The following is a 16,192-nucleotide window of genomic DNA, read 5'->3' as shown; positions in this document are numbered from 1 at the left end:
GGTCGGGATCGGCGCGGGCGCCTCCAGCGTGCGGGTCGCTTCGCCTGGCGCCTCGCCCGTCAGCACGGCGATGCGGTTGAGGCTGCCGCGCAGGCTGGCCTCCAGCTGCGGGATGGTGGCTCTGGTCTGGGAAAGCTGGGCCAGCGCCTGCTGCTCGTCGAGCGAGGAGACGAGGCCCGCCTGCAGGCGCCAGCGGGCGATGTCGTAATTGTCCTGCTGCACCCGCTGCGTTTCCCGCGCGATGCGCAACTGTTCCTGCGCCTGGCGGGCCTGGATGTAATTGGTCACCAGTTCGGAGATGATCGTCATCCGCACATTGGCGAGATCATAGCCCGACGCCGCAAGGTCCGCCCGGGCAGCCTCGGCGGAGCGGGACAGTTCGCCGAACAGGTCGAGCTGCCAGCTCGCATTGGCACCGAGCTGGTAGGTGCTGGACCAGTTGCTGGAGCCCAGGCTGATGACATTGCCGCTGCTGTCGGTGCGGGTACCGCCGGCCTGGTTGCGGTAATTGCGGCCGCCGCTGCCCGAACCGCTGACCTGGGGCAGGAAGGCGGCATTGGCCTGGCGCAGCGACTCCCGGGCCTGCCGCAGCCGCGCCTGCGCCTGCACGATGTCGAGATTGTTGGCGACCGCCCGGTCGATCAGGGCCGACAGGGCCGGGTCGTTGAGGCGGGTCCACCAGGCGGCGAGCGCCGCCTGGTCAAGCGGCGCGGCGGGGCCCTGGCTGTAGCCGGTGGGCACTCCCAGCGCGGCGGGCTGTGGCGCGTGATAGTCCGGACCCGCGGCGCATGCTGCCAGCGCCAATGTCGGTCCCACCATCAGAACAATGCGATATCGCACCTTTTCCTTGCACTCCGTCGTCGTTAAAGCGACCCCCACGCCGCCCCCGCAGACGGGGGACGAGGTGTCGGTCGGTTTCCTGCCGAAATCGCCGGATCGCCTCAACGGCAATTGTGTCTCAAAGTGTAACGGTTCTGAAAAGAGAAACAATTTCAGGCTGTTCGGTCAGAGGATGAAGAATGAGGGCATTTCTGTTTCCGGGGCAGGGCAGCCAGGCCGTGGGCATGGGCAAGGCGCTGGCCGACGCCAGCCCGGTTGCGCGCGAGCTGTTCCAGGAGGTCGATGAGGCGCTGTCGCAGCATCTGTTCCGCATCATGGTGGAAGGCCCCGACAGCGACCTGACGCTGACCGAGAATGCCCAGCCGGCGATCATGGCCAATGCCATCGCGACGCTGCGGGTGATGCAGGCGGAAGGTGGCCTGTCGATCGCCGACAAGGGCGATTTCGTCGCCGGGCATAGCCTGGGCGAATATAGCGCGCTGTGCGCCGTCGAGGCGTTCGACGTGGCGACCACGGCGCGGCTGCTGAAGCTGCGCGGGCAGGCGATGCAGGCGGCGGTGCCGGTGGGCGAGGGCGCCATGGCGGCGCTGCTGGGCGCGGATATCGAGAAGGCGCAGGCGCTGGCCGATGCCGCTGCGCAGGGCGAGGTCTGCGCCGTCGCGAACGACAACGACCCAAGCCAGGTCGTGATTTCCGGCCATCGCGGCGCGATCGAGCGGGCGGTGGCGATGGTCAAGGACCATGGCATCAAACGCGGTGTGCTGCTGCCGGTGTCGGCGCCGTTCCACTGCCCGCTGATGCAGCCCGCCGCCGACGCGATGGCGGAGGCGCTGGGCAAGGCGGCCGTCGCCGCGCCGCTGCTGCCCGTCTATGCCAATGTGCTGGCCGCGCCGATCGCCGATCCCGAAGAGATCAAGGCGCGGCTGGTCGAGCAGGTCACCGGCCGGGTGCGCTGGCGCGAATCCGTCGCGGCGATGTGGGATGCGGGGGTGACCGAGTTCGTCGAGCTGGGCGGCAAGGTGCTGGGGCCGATGGTCAAGCGCATCGCCCCCGACGCCACCGTGCGCAGCGTGGTCACCATGGACGATATCGAGGCCGCGCTGGCCGCATTCTGACAAGAACAAGGAAAAGAAGCATGTTCGACCTTACGGGAATGACCGCGCTGGTGACCGGCGCCGCGGGCGGCATTGGTTCCGCCATTGCCAGGGCGCTGGCGGCGCAGGGTGCCACGCTGGCGCTGTCGGGCAGCAATGCCGCGAAGCTGGAGGCCTTTGCCGCGGAACTGGGCGGGGATCACAAGACGCTGGTGTGCGACCTCAGCGATCCGGCCGCTGTCGACGCGCTGGTGCCGCAGGCGGTGGAAGCGCTGGGCGGGAAACTGGACATCCTGGTCAACAATGCCGGCATCACCCGCGACAACCTGATCCTGCGCATGAAGGACGAGGAATGGTCGCAGGTGATCGCGGTCAATCTGGAGGCGGCGTTCCGCCTGGCCCGCGCGGCGGCCAAGCCGATGATGAAGGCGCGTTTCGGGCGGATCGTGTCGATCACCTCGGTCGTGGGTGTAACCGGCAATCCGGGGCAGGCAAACTATGCCGCGTCGAAGGCGGGCATCATCGGCATGTCCAAGTCGCTGGGGCAGGAACTGGCGAGCCGGGGCATCACCGTGAACTGCGTCGCGCCGGGCTTCATCCGGTCGGCGATGACCGATGCGCTGAACGATGCGCAGAAGAGCGCGATCCTGCAGAAGATCCCCGCTGGCGACCTGGGCGATGGCGCGGATATCGGCGCTGCGGTGGTCTACCTCGCCAGCAGGGAGGCCGGTTACGTCACTGGGCAGACGCTGCACGTGAATGGGGGGATGGCGATGATCTGATCCCGGTTGCCGGCAATGGGCGCAGCGCGAAGCGTCAGGCCCTTGCCGGCCTCCATATGGTCGGTATCCCGATGCCGTCGAACAGGGCCACCCGCCGCATCGCCAGCGCGAGCACCACGATGGCGGCGACCAGGTTCACCGGGAAATGCGTATATTCGGAGATGGCCCGGCCGAACAGCGGCGCCATCCACGCATAGGCCAGCCAGCTGCGTTCCCACGGCAGCGGGCCGCGCCGGGCCATGTCCGCCGCCAGGAAGGCGATGGCCACGCCCAGCAGCACATGGTCATAGTCCAGCACATAGGGGGTGCAGAGCAGCGCCGCGCTGAGTGCCGCCGCGCCGCGCAGCGCTAGCGATCCCCGGCGCGCCGCGATGGCCGCGGCAAGGATGGCGAGCGCCGTCACTGCCGACTGCACCGCATAGGCCAGCGGGATCGAGCCACCCCACTGGCGAATGGCGGCAAAGGGGCTCTGGATCTTCTCCCAGCCTGTCGCGCCCGCTTCGATGATGATGTGCTGCGTCAGCGGGAGGGAATCGAGGAAGGCCTGCCATACCGCCCAGCCCCAGATGGCGAGCGTCAGCAGGCAGAGCGCCGTCACCGTCAGTCCAGCCGAGAGGAAGGCGCGCCAGTTGCCGCGCGCGGCGATCAGCACCGGTATGAGCACGGCGAACTGCGGCTTGTAGACCAGCGCGCCGAGCAGCAGGCCCGCGATCCAGGGGCGCCGGTCCAGCAGCAGCATGCCGCCACCCAGCAGGCTGGCGGTGAGAAAGGCGTTCTGGCCGTGGCCGAGGCACACCATCACCACCGGCGCGCCGAGCGCGACCAGCAGCGCGTCGCGATCGCCTGGCAGGATGCGCCGCACCAGCAGCAGCGCGAGCCCCAAGGTCACACCCTGCCAGACCAGCAGCGCGGCGACATAGGGCAGCTGCGCCAGCAGGGTCGCGATGATCAGGAACGGTGGGGGGTAATGCCAGCCGTAGAAGGGAATGGACGGATCGTGGTGGACCTGCTTCTGCACCGCATGCTGGGTCGGCCAGTCCCACACCTCCGACGCGCGGCCGTGGTCGGCCATCCAGCCCGCCGTCCAGACATTCGAGAAGTCGGTGCCGAGCGGCCTGCCAAGCGGATCCACCGTGCCGTGGCTACCGGCGAACAGCACGGAAAGCCCGATCACCGTTGCGGCCAGCATCAGCCATGCGGTCAGTCGCACGCGGGCGCGGGTGACGAAGCGGTCGGGACACAGCCGGTCGATCATTCCGACCCCCTCGCACAGGCGCCTGAAATTTTGGTAAAGGCCGCCTTGTCATCCGCGCCCGGCCGACCCATTTGTCGCTTATGCCTTGCCTGGCGGGGACGAAGGGGCTTGGCTGCCTTCCCTCTTGCCTCTATCGGGGCTTGGCTCTAGGGCATGCCTTAACGGTTGTTCAGAACCATCAACGATACCCAGTAAGAAGGACCACTCATGAGTGAGACCGCGGATCGCGTAAAGAAAATCGTCGTCGAGCACCTGGGCGTCGAAGCCGAGAAGGTGACCGAGGATGCCAGCTTCATCGACGATCTGGGCGCCGACAGCCTGGACATCGTTGAGCTGGTCATGGCGTTCGAGGAAGAGTTCGGCGTCGAGATCCCCGACGACGCTGCCGAGAAGATCGCCACCGTCAAGGATGCGATCGATTATATCGACAGTAAGCAGTAAGGTTTTCTCGCAGCGGCGCGGGCCGGCCACGGCAGCGCTGCGCAGGGACTGAAGCAGAAAAGGCGGCTCTCCTGCCGGTGAACCCGGAACGTGGAGGGCCGTTTCGTATCTGGCGCGGGTCGCTTCCGCCGCGGGGGCCTTTTCCAAGGACCTCCCCTCGGGCTAAGGGAGTGGCGCAAAGCCATAAGGAATTTCGGAGCAAGGATATGCGTCGTGTCGTCGTAACCGGCCTTGGCATGGTGAGCCCGCTGGGCGGAGATGTGGAAACCAGCTGGAAGAACATCCTGGCGTCGAAATCCGGCGCGGGCACGATCACGCGCTTCGACGCCACGGATTTCCAGAGCAACTATGCCTGCGAGGTGAAGCCCGCCGACCATGAATATGGCTTCGACGCCAACAAGCGCGTCGACCACAAGGTCCAGCGCCAGGTCGATCCGTTCATCGTCTATGGCATCGACGCCGCCGGCCAGGCGATCGAGGACGCCGGCCTTCTCGACATGACCGAGGAAGAGCGCTTTCGCGCCGGCTGCTCGATCGGTTCGGGTATCGGCGGCCTGCCGGGTATCGAGAGCGAGTCGCTGGTGCTCGCTGCCAAGGGCCCCCGGCGCGTGTCCCCGCACTTCGTGCACGGGCGCCTCATCAACCTGATTTCCGGTCAGGTCAGCATCAAATACGGCCTCATGGGTCCGAACCATGCCGTGGTTACGGCCTGCTCGACCGGTGCGCATTCGATCGGCGACGCGGCGCGCATGATCGCGATGGACGATGCCGACGTGATGCTGGCGGGCGGCGCAGAGAGCACCGTGTGCCCGATCGGCATCGCCGGCTTCGGGCAGGCGCGCGCGCTTTCCACCGGCTTCCGCGACGAGCCCTGGCGGGCCAGCCGCCCCTGGGACGAGGCCCGCGACGGCTTCGTCATGGGCGAGGGCGCGGGTGTGGTCGTGCTGGAGGAATATGAGCGGGCCAAGGCGCGAGGCGCGAAGATCTATGCCGAGGTGATCGGCTATGGTCTGTCGGGCGACGCCTATCACGTCACCGCGCCGCATCCGGAGGGGTCAGGCGCGTTCCGGTCCATGCAGATGGCGCTGCGCAAGTCGGGTCTGGCGCTGGAGGACATCGACTATGTCAACGCCCACGGCACCTCGACCCCGCTGGGCGACGAGCTGGAACTGGGCGCGGTCCGCCGTCTGTTCGGCGACGCCATCGGCGGCCTGTCGATGAGCTCGACCAAGTCGGCGATCGGCCACTTGCTGGGCGGCGCGGGCGCGGTGGAAAGCATCTTCTGCATCCTGGCGCTGCGCGACCAGATCGTGCCGCCGACGCTCAATCTGGACAATCCGAGCGAGAATTGCGCGGGCGTGGACCTGGTTCCGCACGTCGCCAAGGAGCGCAAGGTGCGCGCGGTGCTGAACAACAGCTTCGGCTTCGGCGGCACCAACGCGTCGCTCGTCATGAAGGCGGTCTGATTTTCCCATGCGGCGGCTTGGCTGTGGCATCCTGCTCATTGGCCTGGCCGTCGCGGCCTTCATCGCCTTCCGCTTCGTCTATGGATGGAGCGAAGCGGGCCCGGCGCCCAAGGACATCACCATCGTCGTGCCCGAGGGCGCGACGCTGTCCGACGCGGCGGTACTGCTGAAGCGGGCCGGCGCGCTGCGATCGGCCGATGCCTTCGTGACGCGGGCCAAGGTCTTCGGCGGCGGCCGGCCGATCAAGGCCGGCGAGTTCCTGATCCCCAAGGCCGCCAGCAACAGCGATATCCTGACCATCCTGCAGGGCGGCAGGACGCTGACCCGGCTCGTCACGATCCCGGAGGGGATGCCGTCGATCCTGGTCTATGAGCGGCTCATGGCGAACGAGGAACTGACCGGCGACATCAAGGTGCCGGCGGAAGGCAGCGTGCTGCCCGACAGCTATGCGTTCGACAAGGGGGAGTCACGCGCCGCGGTGCTGAAGCGGATGCAGACGGCGATGGACAAGCTGCTGGCGAAGCTGTGGGCGGAACGGGCGCCCAATGCCGTGGTCAAGTCGCCCAGGGAGGCGATCATCCTGGCGTCCATCGTGGAGAAGGAAACCGCCATCCCCAAGGAGCGGCCCACCGTCGCGGGCGTCTATGGCAACCGGCTGCGCGCGAACATGATGCTGCAGGCCGATCCGACGATCATCTACCCGATCACCAAGGGCAAGCCGCTGGGCCGCCGCATCCGCAAGTCGGAGATCGCCGACGTCAACGACTATAACACCTATGCGATGGTCGGCCTGCCCAAGGGGCCGATCGCCAATCCGGGACGGCTGTCGATCCTGGCGGTGCTGCACCCGGCGGACACCAAGGCGCTCTACTTCGTCGCGGACGGGAAGGGCGGCCACATCTTTGCCGACACCTACCAGCAGCATAATGAGAATGTGCGCAAATGGTTCGAGATCCGCCGCGCGCGGGGCGAACTCTAGCCTATTTCAGCACGCCTTTCGCCTTCAGGCTGCGCGCGTAGAGCAGCTGGCAGATCGCGATGACGAAGATGAGCGCAGGGAAGGCGGTTGCGATCAGCACCCCCTTGGCGGCGATCAGGTCGGTGGCGAGGAAGGTGTAGCCGAACTGGACGATCACCGCCGCCAGCGAGATCACGAAGAGCGGCACGGCGGCGCTTCTCCTCAGCAGCAGCGCCAGAGCGCCGAGCGTCCCGGAGCCCACCGCCAGCGCGAACACAACCCAGAGCCAGCCCGGCATCGCCGCGAAGATGCGCGCGCCCACGGGATCGGTCTTCGCAAGCGCGTCGAGATCCATGGTATATTCGCCGACGAAGGCGACGACGCCCATCAGGTTCCACAGCAGCAGGATGACGGCGATCACGAAGAAGAAGCGTGACGTGCCCATGCGATATATCCCCCCTGAACCGTGCCCGTTGCCGGGCGGGTGCGGAACGATCATACAGTCTTCGCTGTTGGCGTGGAAGCGATCCGACAAGAGGAGATGACGATGCTGGGACGGATGGTGCCTGACGTGACGCTCAAGACCCGCGTACGCGACGAAAGCGTCGGCGGCCCCAATCCCTTTCGCTGGCAGGACATGCAGACCGGCGAGCTGTTCCGCGGGAAGCGGGTGGTCGTCTTTTCCCTCCCCGGTGCCTTCACGCCGACCTGTTCGACGGAACAATGCCCCGCCTTCGAGCGCATCTATGAGGACCTGCGCACGGCCGGGGCGGATGAGGTCTATTGCATCTCCGTCAATGACGCGTTCGTCATGTACCAGTGGGGCCGGCATCTGGGCATCCGCAACGTCAAGCTGCTGCCAGACGGGTCGGGGGACTTCACCCGGCGCATGGGCATGCTGATACGCAAGGACCATCTGGGATTCGGCGCGCGGAGCTGGCGCTACGCCATGGTCGTGGACGACGGCAGGGTGTCGGCTTGGTTCGAGGAACCGGGCATCAACGATGCCGGCGAGGACGACGATCCCTATGGCGAGACGCGGCCCGAGCCGGTGCTCGACTGGCTGAAGGCGAACGCGGCTGCCTGAGGCCGGCGACGCTGCGCCTATCATCATCACGGCGCTGATGGGGCCGGCGGACTTCGCCTGGGTGCAGGCGCTGCGCCAGGCGCATTATCCGCCGGAGCAGAACCGGGTGCCGGCGCATATCACGCTGTTCCACCATCTGCCGCCCTCCGCGCTGGCCGAAATCCGGCGCAGGCTGCAGCGGATATGCGCGGGACGTGCGCCCGCCGCCTGCTGGGCTGGTGTGCTGTTCCTGGGAAAAGGAGTCGCGCTGCGGATTGAAAGCCCTGGTCTGATGGCGATGCGGGAGGAGTTGGCGGAGGCCTTCGCAGGCCTGTTGACGCCGCAGGACCGTGCGCCGCCCCGGCTGCACGTCACGATCCAGAACAAGGCGCCGCCGGAAGAGGCGCGGACGCTGGCAAGGAGGCTGGAGGGCGAGGTTCAGCGGCGTCCGCTGGTGATCGCCGGACTGGCGGCCTGGCATTATCGTGGTGGCCCGTGGGAACTGGCTATGAAGGCCGCCTTTCGCGGCTGAACGCGTCAGGCCAGGCCGACTTCCTTCAGCGGGATCGACGCGTCGGCGAGCTGCGCCTGGTCCAGCACCGCGCCCGACACCACATGGGCGCGGCCCTGCACATAGTCCTTGACCGCATTGACACAGTCCAGCGCGATCAGCTTCCCGCCCTTCAGGTAAAGCACGGAGAAGCTGCGGGTGGCCGGGTTGCCGCGCAGGATGGTGTGGTCATGTCCGATCGAAAGCCCCACGGTCTGGAGCTTCAGGTCATACTGGTTCGACCAGAACCAGGGAACGGCGTCATAAGGCTCTTCCTTGCCCAGGATATGCATCACGGCCGTCTTGGCCTGGTCGTTGGCGTTCTGCACCGACTCCAGGCGGATGCGGGCGCCGCGGGCAAAGCCGTTTTCATGGGCGGCGCAGTCGCCCACGGCATAGATGTCGGGAAGGCTGGTGCGGCAGAAGGCGTCGACGTCGACGCCATTGCCGCCCACCGCGCCGGCGGCGATCAGGGGCCCGGTTTCCGGCACGATGCCGATGCCGACGATCACCATGTCGGTCGCGATGCGCTCGCCGTCCTGCATCAGCACGGCGGTCGCCTGCCCATTCGTCACCTCGATGCAGTCCATCTTCGCGCCGGTGCGCAGATCGACGCCATGGGCGCGGTGCTCCGCCTCGTAGAATCGCGACAGCTCCTCGCCGGCGACGCGGGCAAGAACCCGGTCCAGCGCTTCGAGAAGCACGACCTGCTTGCCGAACTTGCTGAGTACGGCGGCCGCCTCCAGCCCGATATAGCCGCCGCCGATCACCGTGACGTGCTGGATGCGGTCCATCTTGGCCTTCATCGCGTCGACATCGTCGCGGCGACGCACGGCATGGACGTTCTCCGCCTCCGCGCCGCTACACGTCAGCATGCGCGGAGAGCCGCCGGTGCACCAGATCAGCTTGCCGTAGCCAATTTCCTCCTCGCCGGTGGCGACGATCTTCGCTGCCGGATCGACGGTCCGCACGCGATGGCCCAGTAGAAGGTCGATTTGGCGCTCGGCCCAGAAGCTCGCCGGGCGGATCAGGATGCGCTCGAATTCCTTGTCTCCGGCGAAATATTCCTTGGAAAGAGGTGGACGCTCATAGGGCGGATCCTTCTCGTCGCCGATCATGCCGACCGTGCCTTCGAACCCCAGCTGCCGCAGCGCAATCGCCGCCTGCGCCCCGGCATGCCCGGCGCCCACGATCAGAACGTCATAATGGCTCATGGCTGATCATCCCCTCGTTATCCGTCGGCGCCTGTTGGCGCGCTTTGCACATGCTGGCAAGAGGAGGGGGTGCCAAGGGATAAATTTGGTAGCGGAGGAGGCGCTAAAACTTTCGTATCAGGCAGGTTCAGAGCGTCCCCAAGTCCACTGTAAAATCAGCGATTTATATTGCAGTATGTTCGCGGTCGGTCGCCCTCATTTGCCTGAATCCACGTCGAAATGTGGGAACGAAAGTGGGACGATTTTTGGCCTCATAATGTGGGAACCGAGGCGAAAAATTCCCTAACAGGGAACCAAACTCGATGGCGCTGACAACCTTGAAAGTGAAGAACGCGAAGCCTGGTCGGCATACCGATAGCAGAGGCCTTTGCCTGCTCGTGAAGGACAGCGGGGCGCGGACATGGGTTCTGCGAATGCAGAGAAACGGGCAACGCCGTGACTACGGGCTGGGATCAGCGTTGGACGTATCGCTAGCCGAGGCACGCGAAGCAGCAACAGCGTTACGCCGCCGTGTTCGAGAGGGCTTCGATCCAGTCGCCGAGCGTCGGAAGGCGCGAAAGATCGTGCCCAACTTCGAAGCCGCGACTCGAATTTGTCATGAGACGCTGCGTGAAGGCTGGAAAGGTGGGCATCATGCCAAGTGGCTCTCCAGCTTCGAAAAGCACGTCTTCCCTAAAATCGGCAAGAAGCCGGTAGACCAAGTGGACAGCGCCTGCGTGGTCGAGGCGCTTGCGCCAATCTGGCTCGAAATACCGGAAACCGCCCGCCGCATCCTCCAGCGCATCAGCGTCGTTCTGGATTTTGCGCACGTCAAGGGATGGGTGCCGGAGGAAGTGTCACTCCGCTCCGTTCGGAAAGGGCTTCCCCGCCAGAACGACAAGCGCGGTCATATGGAAGCCATGCCCTATGCCGAAGTCCCGGCGCTCATGCAGAAGCTTGCGGGAGCTTCGCCCACAACCGGGCGCGATGCCTTGCGCTTTACCATCTACAACGCTGTACGGTCTAATGAGACGCGCTTTGCGGTATGGTCCGAGTTCAACCTTGATGATGGCATCTGGAGCATTCCTGGCGAGCGAATGAAGGCGCGGGAAGCCCATATCGTGCCGCTTTCCGCGCCTGTCGTTGCGCTGCTGCGCAAGCGTTGGAATGAGCGCACCAGCGACACCGGCCTTGTGTTCTCACATAATGGTGAGAAGCCGATCAGCGATGTAACTATGACCAAGCTGTTGCGAGATGACGGAATCGCAGGGATAACGGTCCACGGCTTCCGTTCATCCTTTACCGATTGGGCAGCGGAGCGAACGCGCTTCCCGAAGGAAGTTGCCGACAAGGCGCTGGCGCACAAGCTGCCCAACAAGGTCGAAGCCGCCTATCGGCGCACCGACTTTTTCGAGAAGCGGCGCAGCCTCATGGCGCGTTGGGCCGAATATCTCGACCGGACAGAGACACAGAGCGGCAAGGGGAAGGACGCCGCCGCAACGGCGTCCGAGCCTACAGCGCTCCGCGTTGTCGCCTGACCAGATCGTGCAGGCTGGCGGTGGTGATACGGGTTGCCTTGCCGAGCTTCATCGTTTCGACCTCGCCAGCTGCGATCAGTTCATAGAGCTTGGTGCGACCGACGCCGATCATGCGCGCCGCTTCATTGACGCGGACGCAGATCGGATCGGGGGGCGGGAGCGCGGTCATTGCGCATGGCTCCCGGCCCGTTCCTCGCGATAGCTGACAGGATCGGCCATCCAGCGTTCGACGGACGACTCCCGCCAGCCAGCGCCATGAACGCTGATTCTGATTTGAGCGGGAAACGTCCCGTCCGCGATCTTGCGGTAAAGGGTTGAACGGGAAAGCCCGGTGCGGGCCAGAACGGTCTTCAATCGGATGATACGATCGGTGTTGGACATCGACTTATTCCATACATGCGCCAGTTATTCCTTTCCCCCATGAGTTGAACAATGCGGGCCGTCCCTCAGCCCGCAAGGGGCAATCGGCGCGCATAGGGCTATGGCGGGCCTACGGCGGCAAATGTCGGGGATCGGCGGAGATTTCGCGCAGGCGGCAGCCATAGGGGATCATCGGTGGCCCTAGGCAGCAAGCGGCGGTCGCCTTTTGCCGAGACAGAGCGAGGCGGTGCCTTGCAAGGGCAAACAGCGGGCGCTTCGCCCGTGAAATAATAGCAATCGACCTGTTCGAGTCGCACGCCATGGCGGACCTCTTGTTGACGACCCGCCAAGCCGTCTTTTGCTATGCCTCCGGTGCGTATGCTGTCTCGGTTTTTCCGGGTGTGCAAGTGGATAGGAAATGAAGTTCCTGAAGTAGGCACTACACTGCCGCTTCCGGCATTTCAGTGCCGATTTGCACATTCCGGTGGCACTCGTACCACGGTGATTTGCGGTTTCCTGGTGGCAATTGTCATGCGATTGAATTACATAAAGCCCAAGGAGTGATCCCATGGCCAACAATGCCCTTATTCAGACCCGAATCGATTCGGACGTGAAGGACCGCGCCTCCGCCGTGTTCGAGCGGATGGGGCTTACGGTATCGGACGCCGTGCGCATCCTTCTGACCCGAACCGCGCGCGAGGGCGTTGCCCCCATGGAACTGCTGGTAGAGCGGCAGGCCTATGACCAGTGGTTCCGGGCGCGAGTGCAGGAGGCGCTGGATGATGACCGACCTGACATTGACGACGCCGAGGTTTCCGCGCGGTTTGCTGAACTTCGCGCGAACGCGCGAAAAGGCATCAAGCCGGTGCAATGAAACTCGTTTGGTCTAATCGGGCGACGACTGATCGTCTCGCGATATTCATCTGGATTGCCGAGGATAATCCGCAAGCCGCCGCCGATGTGGACGATCGGATCGAGGCAGCAGCCCAGCGCCTCAAAGATTTCCCGAATAGCGGGCGTCCGGGCCGGATCGAAGGCACGCGCGAATTGGTGATCGCGCGCACGCCCTATATCGCACCTTACCAGATCATCGGGGATACTGTCCGCATCCTTCGCGTGATCCATGGTGCGCGCATGTGGCCCCACGACATTCCTCCGGAGTTCGAGCCGGAGTAAATAGCGCTGAACGCTGCCGAGATTTGGCCGATAGCGGAATGGCAGCTTGTTGGCGGGCGCTTAAGAGTAGCCGACGTGCATCTGTATTTACCAAAGCGCAGCAGCCGCAAGTTCGGATCGGCGCTTTGTCGCTAATTGTTGCAACTGCTCAATAGCAACTGGCAGTTGCGAGTGAATAGGATCATATTTATATCTTATACATTCAAGACCGAAACAGTCATTGTAAACCTTTTCCAGCTCAGTGCTTTGTTTCGAGTCTGTAATGCATATGTGCTTGCCAAATCCCATTGTTGCAGCAGCTAGATCTTCAAGCAGTAAAATCATGTCAGGATCACGAAGGCCACACCCTACAAATATTAGCGTATTTGTCACAGCTAAAGCCGACAAAACGCGCTGGAATAGTGGGAACTCGGTTCGTAAACGGACGTAATCAGAACGAGTGAAGATCATTGACCCTATGTCATCGATACTTCCGTGCGTTTTCAATAAAACTCGAGAAGTAGAACTTCCTTTGGCTAGCAAGCCAAGGTCTTGGTCTCGATATGTTTTAACTTTTACTGTCGACGATGATAGTCGAGTTGCAGCACTTTGGTAGACTTTATCAAAGTTTGTCGTCATCACGATCGGGAGATCCAAGCCGTAAATTTGGGTGTGAAGGCCCCCCGGCTGAAGTCGCTGATTGCCAAACGCATCGTCTACCGCATTTGGCCAATCTGCTCCCAGATGGCTTTTGATAATTTCGCAAGCTGAAAGATATTCACTTGCCGCAACAAGCTTCTTCGCCTCTCTTTTGGGTCCGCGACCGAGGCGGTCGGCCGCTGTCAGTAGAAAAGACTTCCAATCTGGAGGGCGGGTGGAACCAGCCTCGGGCGTTGAATGCATTGAGCTTCCTGCGCCAAGGACAACGATCGCGCGCCGACGCGCGACCGCCTCAATGGCTGTATCGGACCAGCGAACCATTCACGCCATCTTGATTTTCGAAAGGTTGCCCTGAAGATTTTTAGAGATCGAACTAAATGTTTCTTTAAGCTCGCGAACTTTGAGGAAATGAGACCCCACCACACCATCTTTGGCTCCAATGGCGAACACAGGTGCTGACGTGAGCCCCTGAAATGTGACCGATTTTAGGTAGAGTCCGACGAAAGGAGTCGGACGGAATGAAGCGCAGCAGGTTCAGCGAAGAGCAGATCATCGCGATCTTGAAGGAGCAGGAGGCTGGCATGGCGACGGCAGATGTGTGCCGGCGTCACGGGATCAGCTCTGCGACGTTCTACAAATGGAAGTCGAAATATGGCGGGCTAGAGGTGTCGGAGGCCCGGCGCCTGCGGACGCTGGAGGAGGAGAACTCCCGGCTGAAGAAGCTACTGGCCGAGGCGATGCTCGACAATGTCGTATTGAAGGATCTGGCGTCAAAAAAATGGTGACGCCCGGCGCGAAGCGGGAAGCGGTCGCCCATGCTCGTGAACATCACGGGCTGAGCGAGCGTCGGGCGTGCAGTCTGGTTGGCGTGAGCCGCAGGGTGATCCGGTATCAACCGACAAGGGTTGATGATGCGCCCTTGCGGGCGCGGTTGCGTGAGCTGGCGGCGGAACGCCGCCGGTTCGGCTACCGTCGCCTGGGCTATCTTCTGGCGCGAGAGGGTATGACGCCCAACCACAAGAAGCTGCGGCGCATCTACCGCGAGGAGAACCTGCGCGTGCGCCGTCGTGGTGGCCGTAAGCGGGCCTTGGGCACGCGAGCGCCGATGCTGTTGCCGGACGGGCCGAACCAGCGCTGGTCGCTGGACTTCGTCTCCGACACGCTGACGTGCAGCCGTCGCTTTCGCATCCTGTGCGTGGTCGATGATTACACGCGGGAATGCCTCGCGCTGGTGGCCGACACGTCGCTGTCGGGCGTGCGGGTCGCGCGGGAGCTGACGCGGCTGATCGGACTGCGCGGCAAGCCGCATACGGTGGTCAGCGACAACGGCACCGAACTGACCTCGTCGGCCATCCTGCGCTGGTCGCAAGAGCGTCGGGTCGAGTGGCATTACATCGCGCCGGGCAAGCCGATGCAGAACGGCTTCGTCGAGAGCTTCAACGGCCGGCTGCGCGACGAGTGCCTCAATGAGACGCTGTTCACCTCACTGGCGCATGCCCGCTTTGTGCTCGACGCTTGGCAGCACGACTACAACCACGTCAGGCCGCACTCGAAACTGGGCGGGAAGTGACGTGACCCCTTGGTTTCCACCAGCAGCAATTAGAGCCCGGCGGCTTTGTTGCGCATGAGCGCGGGTTGAGCAATGGCCTGCGCAGCGGAGCCCGTAGGGCGTAGCGAAGCAGGCCATTGCTTATGCAGTTCAGCGGCGAAGGCCGCTGGGGTCTCGTATCCAAGGGCTGAGTGCGGGCGCTCCTGGTTGTAGTCCTCCGCCCATGCGGCGATCACCACACGGGCATGGTCTAGGCTGAGGAACAGCGTCTCGTTTAGCAGTTCGTCCCTCATGCGGCCGTTGAAGCTCTCGACGTAGCCATTCTGCATCGGCTTGCCGGGGGCGATGTAATGCCACTCCACGCCGATCTCCGCGCACCAGGCCAGGACCGCGTTCGACGTCAGCTCGGTGCCGTTATCGCTGACGATCATGCCTGGCTTGCCGCGCTCGGCGATAAGATCGGTTAGCTCGCGCACGACCCTGCGCCCCGAGATCGAGGTGTCCGGTACCGCGCGCAGGCACTCGCGGGTCACGTCATCGACGATGTTGAGCACCCGGAACCGGCGTCCCGACGCCATCTGATCGTGCACGAAGTCAAGGCTCCAGCGCTGGTTGGGCAACGCCAGCACGGGCGCTGGCGCCCGCGCGCCGATGGCACGGCGGCGGTTGCGTCTTCGTCGGACCGCCAGGTTCTCCTCGCGGTAGAGCCGCTGGGTCTTCTTGCGGTTGATCACCACGCCCTCCCGCCGCAGCAGGATGTGCAGCCGGCGATAGCCGAAACGGCGGCGCTGCTGCGCCAGCTCGCGCAGCTTCGACCGAAGGTCGGAATCATCATCCCGCTGCGACCGGTAACGCATGCTCTTCCGGTCAGCGCCGATGACACGGCACGCCCGCCGCTCGCTCATCCCCAGGACCGCCTGGAGACGAGCGACCGCCTCTCGCTTGGCAGCGGGCGTCACCAATTTTTTGCGAGAAGGTCCTTCAGGCCAGCATTGTCGAGCATCGCCTCGGCCAGGAGCCGCTTGAGCTTGGCGTTCTCGTCCTCGAGCGCCCGCAGCCGCTTCGCCTCGGAAACCTCCAGGCCGCCATACCTGGCCTTCCAGTTATAGATCGTCGCTTCAGACACACCGTGCCGCCTCGCCAGATCGCCGGTCTTGGCGCCAGCCTCGGCCTCCTTCAGCACCGCAATGATCTGCTCTTCCGTGAACCTTGTACGCTTCATCGTCCGTCCTTCTATCAGGCCGGACTCTAATCACACTTGGAGGAAAATCAGGGGGTCACGTCA

General features: G+C 64.0%; 19 protein-coding genes. 11 read left to right on the top strand and 8 right to left on the bottom strand.

Features of this window, described 5'->3' with window-relative positions; all coding sequences use genetic code 11:
* Positions 1-840 (bottom strand): TolC family protein (locus M529_RS28160; RefSeq protein ID WP_031294292.1); only part of this gene is annotated, 840 nt, incomplete at its 3' end.
* A 179-nt stretch (positions 841-1,019) separates the two neighbouring features.
* Between M529_RS28160 and fabD the strand changes: the two genes are divergently transcribed.
* Positions 1,020-1,955, top strand: coding sequence for an ACP S-malonyltransferase (fabD, locus tag M529_RS28155; RefSeq protein WP_021316627.1), 936 nt, complete (start codon positions 1,020-1,022; stop codon positions 1,953-1,955).
* 20 nt (positions 1,956-1,975) lie between these two features.
* Complete coding sequence (gene fabG, locus M529_RS28150) at positions 1,976-2,716, top strand: 3-oxoacyl-[acyl-carrier-protein] reductase (protein WP_021316626.1); 741 nt, start codon at positions 1,976-1,978, stop codon at positions 2,714-2,716.
* A gap of 34 nt (positions 2,717-2,750) precedes the next feature.
* Here the strand turns inward: fabG and M529_RS28145 are convergent, their stop codons facing one another.
* Positions 2,751-3,971 (bottom strand): glycosyltransferase family 87 protein, encoded by a 1,221-nt coding sequence (locus M529_RS28145; RefSeq protein ID WP_021316625.1) that lies wholly within the window; start codon positions 3,969-3,971, stop codon positions 2,751-2,753.
* 207 nt (positions 3,972-4,178) lie between these two features.
* Between M529_RS28145 and M529_RS28140 the strand changes: the two genes are divergently transcribed.
* The 3 genes from M529_RS28140 (at position 4,179) to mltG (ending at position 6,857) form a co-directional block, all read left to right on the top strand.
* Positions 4,179-4,412, top strand: a complete 234-nt coding sequence (locus tag M529_RS28140; RefSeq protein WP_007689016.1) for an acyl carrier protein — start codon at positions 4,179-4,181, stop codon at positions 4,410-4,412.
* A gap of 206 nt (positions 4,413-4,618) precedes the next feature.
* On the top strand, positions 4,619-5,878 hold the full coding sequence (gene fabF, locus M529_RS28135; protein WP_031294290.1) for a beta-ketoacyl-ACP synthase II: 1,260 nt from the start codon (positions 4,619-4,621) through the stop codon (positions 5,876-5,878).
* Between the two features lie 7 nt (positions 5,879-5,885).
* Positions 5,886-6,857: an endolytic transglycosylase MltG gene (mltG, locus tag M529_RS28130; protein WP_021316623.1), complete on the top strand. Its 972-nt coding sequence runs from the start codon at positions 5,886-5,888 to the stop codon at positions 6,855-6,857.
* A gap of 1 nt (position 6,858) precedes the next feature.
* Here the strand turns inward: mltG and M529_RS28125 are convergent, their stop codons facing one another.
* Positions 6,859-7,281: a hypothetical protein gene (locus M529_RS28125; RefSeq protein WP_021316622.1), complete on the bottom strand. Its 423-nt coding sequence runs from the start codon at positions 7,279-7,281 to the stop codon at positions 6,859-6,861.
* Between the two features lie 102 nt (positions 7,282-7,383).
* On the opposite strand from M529_RS28125, the gene M529_RS28120 reads away from it, so the two are divergent.
* Together M529_RS28120 and M529_RS28115 are read left to right on the top strand one after the other, a co-directional pair.
* Positions 7,384-7,923, top strand: a complete 540-nt coding sequence (locus tag M529_RS28120) for a peroxiredoxin (protein WP_031294289.1) — start codon at positions 7,384-7,386, stop codon at positions 7,921-7,923.
* A 37-nt stretch (positions 7,924-7,960) separates the two neighbouring features.
* The gene (locus M529_RS28115; RefSeq protein ID WP_021316620.1) at positions 7,961-8,434 is read left to right on the top strand and encodes a 2'-5' RNA ligase family protein; all 474 of its coding nucleotides are present in this window, start codon (positions 7,961-7,963) and stop codon (positions 8,432-8,434) included.
* 5 nt (positions 8,435-8,439) lie between these two features.
* On the opposite strand, the gene M529_RS28110 is transcribed toward M529_RS28115, so the two are convergent.
* The gene (locus tag M529_RS28110) at positions 8,440-9,666 is read right to left on the bottom strand and encodes an NAD(P)/FAD-dependent oxidoreductase (protein ID WP_021316619.1); all 1,227 of its coding nucleotides are present in this window, start codon (positions 9,664-9,666) and stop codon (positions 8,440-8,442) included.
* A gap of 302 nt (positions 9,667-9,968) precedes the next feature.
* On the opposite strand from M529_RS28110, the gene M529_RS0124125 reads away from it, so the two are divergent.
* Entirely contained in the window at positions 9,969-11,183 is a 1,215-nt protein-coding gene (locus M529_RS0124125) for a tyrosine-type recombinase/integrase (RefSeq protein ID WP_040600188.1), read from the top strand.
* Here the strand turns inward: M529_RS0124125 and M529_RS28105 are convergent.
* Both M529_RS28105 and M529_RS28100 read right to left on the bottom strand, forming a co-directional pair.
* Positions 11,158-11,352: a helix-turn-helix domain-containing protein gene (locus M529_RS28105; RefSeq protein WP_021316616.1), complete on the bottom strand. Its 195-nt coding sequence runs from the start codon at positions 11,350-11,352 to the stop codon at positions 11,158-11,160. The two genes, M529_RS0124125 and M529_RS28105, sit on opposite strands and share 26 nt — an antisense overlap.
* Positions 11,349-11,564 carry a helix-turn-helix transcriptional regulator gene (locus tag M529_RS28100; protein ID WP_021316615.1) on the bottom strand — a complete coding sequence of 72 codons (216 nt, stop codon included), beginning with the start codon at positions 11,562-11,564 and terminating at the stop codon, positions 11,349-11,351. Before M529_RS28100 ends, M529_RS28105 begins: the two co-directional genes overlap by 4 nt.
* 547 nt (positions 11,565-12,111) lie before the next feature.
* Here M529_RS28100 and M529_RS28095 point away from each other — a divergent pair.
* Entirely contained in the window at positions 12,112-12,417 is a 306-nt protein-coding gene (locus M529_RS28095) for a type II toxin-antitoxin system RelB/DinJ family antitoxin (RefSeq protein WP_021316614.1), read from the top strand.
* Complete coding sequence (locus M529_RS28090) at positions 12,414-12,719, top strand: type II toxin-antitoxin system RelE/ParE family toxin (RefSeq protein ID WP_021316613.1); 306 nt, start codon at positions 12,414-12,416, stop codon at positions 12,717-12,719. The genes M529_RS28095 and M529_RS28090 overlap by 4 nt, the downstream gene beginning before the upstream one ends.
* An 87-nt stretch (positions 12,720-12,806) precedes the next feature.
* Here the strand turns inward: M529_RS28090 and M529_RS48110 are convergent, their stop codons facing one another.
* On the bottom strand, positions 12,807-13,679 hold the full coding sequence (locus tag M529_RS48110) for an SIR2 family protein (RefSeq protein WP_084490802.1): 873 nt from the start codon (positions 13,677-13,679) through the stop codon (positions 12,807-12,809).
* Between the two features lie 197 nt (positions 13,680-13,876).
* Here M529_RS48110 and M529_RS0124120 point away from each other — a divergent pair.
* Positions 13,877-14,928 (top strand): IS3 family transposase gene (locus tag M529_RS0124120; RefSeq protein ID WP_408021264.1). Its coding sequence is split into 2 segments (ribosomal slippage): positions 13,877-14,129 and positions 14,129-14,928, totalling 1,053 coding nucleotides; the frame shifts between segments, so codons are not numbered across the junction.
* Between the two features lie 29 nt (positions 14,929-14,957).
* On the opposite strand, the gene M529_RS28080 is transcribed toward M529_RS0124120, so the two are convergent.
* A protein-coding gene (locus tag M529_RS28080) for an IS3 family transposase (protein WP_152522521.1) occupies positions 14,958-16,129 on the bottom strand; the annotation gives its coding sequence in 2 pieces (ribosomal slippage) (positions 14,958-15,877 and positions 15,877-16,129; 1,173 coding nt in all).
* Positions 16,130-16,192: the final 63 nt, after the last annotated feature.

It is taken from the genome of Sphingobium ummariense RL-3, assembly GCF_000447205.1.
Lineage (GTDB): Bacteria > Pseudomonadota > Alphaproteobacteria > Sphingomonadales > Sphingomonadaceae > Sphingobium > Sphingobium ummariense.
Note: the sequence above shows the minus strand (reverse complement) of the source record. Positions and strands in the feature narration are given on the sequence as shown.